This is a genomic window from Clostridium thermobutyricum DSM 4928 (assembly GCF_002050515.1).
Classification (GTDB): Bacteria; Bacillota; Clostridia; order Clostridiales; family Clostridiaceae; genus Clostridium; species Clostridium thermobutyricum.
Genome location: NZ_LTAY01000021.1, coordinates 61705 through 69268, shown reverse-complemented (window position 1 = coordinate 69268; position 7564 = coordinate 61705). Strand labels below are relative to the sequence as shown.

At 24.8% G+C, this 7564-nt stretch carries 8 protein-coding genes; 1 reads left to right on the top strand and 7 read right to left on the bottom strand.

The window, feature by feature from the left end; translation table 11 throughout:
• Positions 1-937: 937 nt before the first annotated feature.
• Together CLTHE_RS02680 and CLTHE_RS02675 are read right to left on the bottom strand one after the other, a co-directional pair.
• On the bottom strand, positions 938-1354 hold the full coding sequence (locus CLTHE_RS02680) for a hypothetical protein (protein WP_143324018.1): 417 nt from the start codon (positions 1352-1354) through the stop codon (positions 938-940).
• A gap of 86 nt (positions 1355-1440) precedes the next feature.
• A complete protein-coding gene (locus tag CLTHE_RS02675; protein WP_080021875.1) occupies positions 1441-2286 on the bottom strand; it encodes a metallophosphoesterase in 846 nt (281 codons plus the stop codon).
• A gap of 475 nt (positions 2287-2761) precedes the next feature.
• Between CLTHE_RS02675 and CLTHE_RS02670 the strand changes: the two genes are divergently transcribed.
• Positions 2762-3565, top strand: coding sequence for an MBL fold metallo-hydrolase (locus CLTHE_RS02670; protein WP_080021874.1), 804 nt, complete (start codon positions 2762-2764; stop codon positions 3563-3565).
• A 158-nt stretch (positions 3566-3723) separates the two neighbouring features.
• Here CLTHE_RS02670 and CLTHE_RS02665 read toward each other — a convergent pair whose 3' ends face one another.
• The 5 genes from CLTHE_RS02665 to CLTHE_RS02645 form a co-directional block, all read right to left on the bottom strand.
• Positions 3724-4287, bottom strand: coding sequence for a hypothetical protein (locus CLTHE_RS02665; protein WP_080021873.1), 564 nt, complete (start codon positions 4285-4287; stop codon positions 3724-3726).
• Between the two features lie 124 nt (positions 4288-4411).
• Entirely contained in the window at positions 4412-4972 is a 561-nt protein-coding gene (gene pdxT / locus CLTHE_RS02660; protein WP_080021872.1) for a pyridoxal 5'-phosphate synthase glutaminase subunit PdxT, read from the bottom strand.
• Position 4973: 1 nt separating this feature from the next.
• Positions 4974-5843, bottom strand: a complete 870-nt coding sequence (gene pdxS, locus CLTHE_RS02655) for a pyridoxal 5'-phosphate synthase lyase subunit PdxS (protein WP_080021871.1) — start codon at positions 5841-5843, stop codon at positions 4974-4976.
• Positions 5844-5956: 113 nt separating this feature from the next.
• Positions 5957-6796 (bottom strand): cysteine ABC transporter substrate-binding protein, encoded by an 840-nt coding sequence (locus CLTHE_RS02650; protein ID WP_080021870.1) that lies wholly within the window; start codon positions 6794-6796, stop codon positions 5957-5959.
• 20 nt (positions 6797-6816) lie between these two features.
• A complete protein-coding gene (locus CLTHE_RS02645; protein ID WP_080021869.1) occupies positions 6817-7554 on the bottom strand; it encodes an amino acid ABC transporter ATP-binding protein in 738 nt (245 codons plus the stop codon).
• Positions 7555-7564: the final 10 nt, after the last annotated feature.

Below are 7564 nucleotides of genomic sequence, written 5' to 3'. Positions count from 1 at the left end.
AGATATATTTATTCAACTCTCCATTATTTTACTAATAAAGGATTTAATAATTTTTTTACTTAATATTGTTTATATAAACTGTCTTCGTTCATATTTCTTTATTAATAAAGGAAATATTTGCGAGCCACTTTATGAATTCATTATATAACTATTATTTTCAAAATTTAAACTTCAAATTAATCTATTTTTATTAATTTTGTATTATTTTATATTATTTAAATAAATTATAATCTAATTTCTTCACTTTTCTCTCATTTTCAACCTTTTTATCCTTTTATTTTTTTATTTTGAATTACATTAAATTACAATGTTCTATTTTCAGAAAATTTCGATAATATACTTTTTCTGAAATTCTAATTAAGTTATATTTAAAAATGTAATCTTTTAGTTACAATGAGAAACTTTCATATTTATACCCAATTTTTTAAATTTAATTTTATTTTTAAGCTACTTAAATATATTTCATTTAACAAAAATGCTTTTAACTATTAATTTGTTTAATTATGCTTTTTTAAATTTTATTTTATAATTTTATCTATTTTTTTTTAATTCAATTTTAAATTTCCACTTAACAATTTATTTTAATTTTCTAATGGTAAAATTCTTACGAAAAAATTACGTAAAGTAAATTTTTTTGAATTATAGAAAAATACTCATTGCATATTTATACCCGCTATTTTCTCAAAAAATTTTAAAAAAATTTTTGGATTCGTTTACATCTAATACTTTTTTTTCACTTTGATTAAAAACTTTATATTTTTTTCTAAAAATATATTTTTGATTTATCTATTTATTTTCAAATATAATTTTTTAATTTTACTTTTGATTCTATTAACCTTTTATTTCCTTATATTTATCTCATAAGTAAGTTATTTTAATTTTATTTATTAAAATTACAATAAAAAAAGACTCTTCAATTAGAAAAGTCTTTTTATTATTAACGATCTGATTCACAGTATTTACTGCAACTTATTAAAAATCCTATACAAGAAAATAATGTATTTCTTAATAGCACTAATGATGGATTTATAGGTGAAACATCATATATAATAGCTAGTATTAAAATAAAAACTATTAAAAGTGATACTGAACCTACAATATAATTTCTTATTATTGTTGTTCTATCATTACAAATTACTTTACTACTAGATATTTCTATTAAAAATCCAATTATAGAAGAAAATATAGTTCTTATAGTAATTAATCCCTCATTTTCATTTATATCAAAGAAAACTGATATTGAAATTAATATTAGACATACTCCAAATATTATAATCAAAAACCTCGTGCTAGAATATGTCTTTAAAAATGCACTATATAATTTTTGAATATTTCTTTTTAACCTGTTAAACATTATATATCACTCTACTTAATTTATTATGATATATACTATTCTCATATAAAAAATTTGTTTATTTTACTTAATGGAATTTATCTAAATTAATTATATATTTCTAAATATACAACATCTGGTCTATTAAAAAGTCTTAATGGAAAGCCACTATTTCCAAGACCTCTACTAACTATTAACTTATTGTGTTCTCCATCATACATACCACCATAATATTTAGGCAAGATTCCTTGCCCTGGTGCAAATAAACCTCCTACAAATGGAAGAATAAATTGCCCTCCATGAGCATGACCTGAAAACATTAAATGAAAGTTATAATCACAATATCTTCCGTCACCTTTAAATTTTTCTGGATAATGGCTTAAAACTAACTTTAATCCTTTTCTTTTTTCAAACTCTTTAAATAATCCTTCTGTTGCATGATGATGATAAGTTTCCTTTATTCTTTTAAATCCAGTTTCTCTTTTACCTTTTATATTTTCTGCAAGTCCAAGAATATTTATTTTCTCTCCTTTTATATTTATATCTGTTATTTCATTTCTTAATGCAATTACTCCATTTTCCTTTAATGTATCTATAATATATTCTAATTTTTTGCATCTATTTTCATTATTACCTGGAATATAAACTACTTTAATACTTTTATTTAACCTTATAATAAAGTCTAATATATTGTCTAAATTTTTTAAATTTGAATCTATTATATCTCCAGTTGCTAAAATCAAATCTGGATTTAGCTTTCTTATTTTATTTTCTAATACTTTATTGTCTTTTCCAAAGTTTTTGCTATGAAGATCTGAAAGTTGAACAATTTTTATTTTATTTTTTGTATTTAATTTTACTTTTAATTTTGTTGTCTTTAACCAATTATTTTCATAATAACAAAAAGCTATAATTAAAATTACTACCATTATAGCTATAATGAAGTTTTCCATATAACTAATACTCCTTAGCGAATAAAATATTATATCTATTATAATACTAAATTTTACTATTATACTTATATTTTTATTAATTATTCTATTAATATTACCTTTATTTGAAAATTTTTTAATATTCTATCTTAATATAGCTTTTATATTAATTTCAGATATTTAAATTAAAAACACTTACAGTTTAATTTTTATAAGTGTTTTAGATTTTTTCTATAATAAAGCTCCAAAGCTCTTATTAGAATTATTTAATTTTAGTATTTTTATCTTTCATAATTCTCTTCTCACTTATTATTTAGGTTAACCTGTCTATACTTTTATTATATTCGCTCTGTTAATTTATACAATATTACTGGCATAAACAGCATTTTTAAAACATAAACTACTTAATTTTAAATCTATTTTAAAAATTTTTTTATTTTTATAATATATAATGAAGTCGTATATTAATTTAAATATAATAAAAGGAGTGTTTTAAATGGAAACTTTAAATATATTGGGTACTGGCTCTGCAATGGTTACAAAATGCTATAATACTTGTTTTACAATTTCTAATGGAGATGAGCATTTTTTAGTAGATGCAGGTGGTGGAAACACTATTTTAGCTCATCTTGAAAAAATGAATATTAAAATACAAAATATACATAACATGTTTATTTCTCATAATCATAATGACCACATTTTAGGTGGAATATGGGTTATACGTGCTGTTGGACAAAGTATGTTAAATAATAAATATGATGGAATTTTTAATATATATGGACACAAATCATCTTTAGACGCTTTAAAAGATATTTCTAAAATAGTTCTCCAAAAGAAATTTTTAAATCTTTTTGGAGAAAGAATAAATTTTATAGAAGTAGAAAATAATTCTGAATTTAATATTTTAAATAGAAAAACTGTATTCTTTGCTATAAAAAGCACTAAACTTCTTCAATTTGGTTTTAAGGTTGAATTAGAAAATGGTAAAACATTAACTTTCTTAGGTGATGAGCCTTATAATAAGGATTTAAAATCTTATGCTTTTGGAGTAGATTATCTTTTACATGAAGCTTTTTGTCTTTATTCAGAAAAAGATGAATTTAAGCCTTATGAAAAGCATCATGCAACTGTTAAAGATGCATGTATAAATGCTAGAGAGCTTAAGGTAAAAACTATTCTTCTTTATCATACAGAAGATAAAAATATCCTTAATAGAGAAGAACTTTATATTAAAGAAGGAAAAGAAGAATTTAATGGTACTATTTTAGTTCCAAATGATTTAACTAAGATAGATTTATAACATCATTATTCAATAATTATAAAAATTTATAAAAAAGCTCTAGTTAAATATAATTAGTTATAAACAACTAATTATATTTACTAGAGCTATTATTCTAATTTTCTATATACTTTTTTTATAAATTTATTATATAAAATATATTGACCAAAAATCTCAATTTATTCTTTTATATATTTTTGTTCATTTAACTCCTTCACTAAATTATCGCCATTATATAGCTTTATTTCAGGTTTTTTATTAAAACTTTCAATATTTTCACAAGAATAAATTATAGTATAATCTTTAAACTTAACTATACTCATATTTTTATTATTATTTAAAACTGCTTTATTAAAGTTTTCATTATTATTTTTTATAACAGATATTAAAACTCCTAATTTATCATACTTTTTACTTACTGAATTAAAATTTACATAAGTTGTAGCATTATTTTCTACTCCTTTAGTGTCTATGTTGTTCCAATTATTAAAGGATTTTTCTATAAAGCTTAATTTAATCGATTCTCCATTTTCAATCCAAATTATAACCTTTGCATCATTATCAATATCTATAGTTTTTATCTCTTCTCCAGTTAAGACTTTTGTATTATCAAAATTAATACTTTGCAAATAACTATCTATATACTTTTGAGAGCCTTTATAACTTCCACTACTTAAAGTAACTGCCACTCCTAAGATTATAATTATTCCTCCAAATATTATAAAAGGCAAATTCTTAATCATAATCACACCCTTTCTAAACTTTTTTCTTTTGTTAAAATATCTAATTATTTCAATTTAAATTAACTCATAAAATCTATTTAATTTCAAACTTAAAAAGGGAAGATTTTAAATCTTCCCTTTAGTTTTACATTCTATTTAAAAAATATTCTAAAACTCTAGTATCATTAGTTAGCTCTGGATGAAATGCTGTACCTAACATATTTTTTTGCTTTACAGCTACTATTTTTCCTTTAACTGTACAAAGTATTTCTACTCCTTCACCTACTTCGCTTATATATGGAGCTCTTATAAATACTAATTCTATTTTATCTTTGCTTATCTTTTCTATAACTTTTTCTTCTTTAAAACTATCTATTTGTGAACCAAAGCCATTTCTTTTAACCTTTATATCCATTAGCTTTAAATGGCCTTCTTCTCCCTCTATTTCTTTTGCTAATAATATTAATCCTGCACAAGTTCCCCATGTTTTTAATCCATTTTCTATTTTATTTTTTAGTGGATTAATAAGTCCTGTAACTTTTAAAAGTTTACTTATAGTTGTGCTTTCTCCTCCAGGTAATATTATTGCATCTAAATAATCTAAATCACTTTCCTTCTTTACTTCAACTGGAGTATGTCCTAAAGCTTCTATTGCTTTTTTATGTTCTATTACTCCTCCTTGAAGTGAAAGTACTCCAACTTTCATTTTACCATCCTCTGTTTTCATATTTAACTTTTATTTCACTTGCTGAAATACCACTCATTGCTTCTCCTAAATCTTCTGATACTTCTGCAAGTTTAATAGGATCATTATAATAAGTTGTTGCAAGAACAATAGCTCTAGCTCTCTTTTCTGGATTTCCTGAATTAAAAATACCTGAACCTACAAAAACTCCATCACATCCTAATTGCATCATAAGTGCAGCATCTGCTGGTGTTGCAATTCCTCCTGCTGCAAAATTCACTACAGGAAGTTTTCCATTTTCATGAACATATTTTACTATTTCATAAGGTGCTCCATAATTTTTGGCAATAGTCATAAGTTCTTCTTTATCAGCTTTAACAATTTCTTTTATTTGAGTATTCATAGTTCTCATATGCTTAACAGCCTGTACAACATCTCCTGTTCCAGCTTCACCTTTTGTTCTTATCATAGAAGCTCCTTCACCTATTCTTCTTAATGCTTCTCCAATATCAGTAGCTCCACAAACAAAAGGAACTTTAAAATCTGTTTTTGCTATATGATATTTATCATCTGCAGGAGTTAATACTTCACTTTCATCAATAAAGTCAATTTTCAATGCCTCTAATATTTGCGCTTCCACAAAATGACCTATTCTAACTTTAGCCATTACAGGAATTGAAACTGCTTCTTGAATCTCTTTTATCATTTTAGGGTCTGACATTCTTGCAACTCCACCTTGTTTTCTTATTTCTGATGGAACTCTTTCAAGAGCCATTACAGCACAAGCTCCAGCCTTTTCTGCAATTATTGCTTCTTCTTTAGTTGTGACATCCATAATAACTCCACCCTTTAACATTTGAGCTAAGTTTTTGTTTACGTCTTTTCTTTCCATATTAAAATGCCTCCTTAAAACTTTTTCTATATCATACGGCAAATAGAAATTCTTTACAAATGTATCGATACAGACTAAATATTAATCTAAAGTTTTTCATAATCTAATTATTTTTAGAATATAACATCTTCTGGATTAACATCTTCTCCATAAACAGGTTTTAAAGTAGCATTATAGCTTTCTTTAAAGAATCCTTCATCTTTTAATTTAGCTAAGTCTTCATTTATCCATTTTAATAACTCTTCATTTCCTTTTTTAACAGCTGGTGCTATTGTGTCCTCTCCACCAAGTGATTTAACTCCTACATTAAATCCTTTATTTTCTCTAGCCCAAGCAAATAAAAGTGTATTATCATGTGCTAAAGCATCTCCTCTTCCATCTTTTAAAGCTTCAAAAGCTTCTGTATTATGATCAAATTTTACTAATTCTATATCTTCATAATTTTTTGTAAAATAAGCATCTGCTGTAGTTCCTTTATTAACAATTAATTTTTTACCTTTTAACTGTTCTGGGTCAGTTATTTTTCCATCTTTAGATACAATTCCTAATGAAACTTTCATATATGGGTCTGCAAAATCTACTTTTTCTTTTCTCTCAGGTGTCACTGTGAAGTTTGCTAAAATAACATCTACTTTATTTGATTGTAAAAACTCAACTCTACTTGCTGCATCTACAAGAACAAATTCCACCTTTGTTTCATCTCCTAAAAGGTCCTTTGCAAGTCTTTTTCCTAAATAAACATCAAATCCATCATTTTCACCTTTTTCATTAACAAAACCAAAAGGTGGCTTATCACTAAATACTCCAATTTTTATTTTTCCATTTTCTTTTATCTTATCAATAGCTCCTGTTTCACTATCTTTACTTGCACCACATCCAGCAAAAATTCCTATTGATAAAATAGCTACTGCTGTTAATGCAATTAATTTTTTTAAATTTTTTAACCTCTTCATTTTTTATTTCCCCTTTATTATTAAAATTTAAATATATTAAGAAACTCTTTTGCTCTATTAGTTTTTGGACTTGTAAAAAATTCTTCTGCTGTTCCACTTTCACATATATCTCCATTATCAATAAAAATTATTTTATCTCCAACAGCCTTTGCAAATTCCATTTCATGAGTAACTATAAGCATAGTCATTCCTGATTTTGCAAGATTTAATATAACATCTAAAACCTCTCTTACCATTTCTGGGTCAAGAGCTGCAGTAACCTCATCAAAAAGCATAACCTCTGGCTTCATACAAAGAGCTCTAACTATTGCAACTCTTTGTTTTTGTCCCCCTGAAAGCTCTTTTGGCATACTTTCTCTTTTTTCATAAAGTCCTACTCTCTTTAAAAGCAAATCAGCTTCCTTAATTACTTCTTCTTTATTCCTTCCTTGTCCCTTAACAGGTCCAAGAATTATATTATCTATAACTTTCATATGCGGGAAAAGCTCATAGCTTTGAAAAACCATTCCTATTTTTCCTCTAAGCTTATCCCAGCTCTTAACTTCTTTTAAGCCTTCCCCATCATCAAAAGATATTTTTCCTTCTTGTATATTCTCAAGACCATTTAAACATCTTAAAAGTGTACTTTTTCCACATCCTGATGGTCCTAATATAACAACTACTTCACCTTTTTTTACTTCTAAATCTATATTTTTTAAAACTTCTAAATCTCCATAGCTTTTCTTTAAACCTTCAATTTTTAAAATTGTCTTTACCATAATACACCTC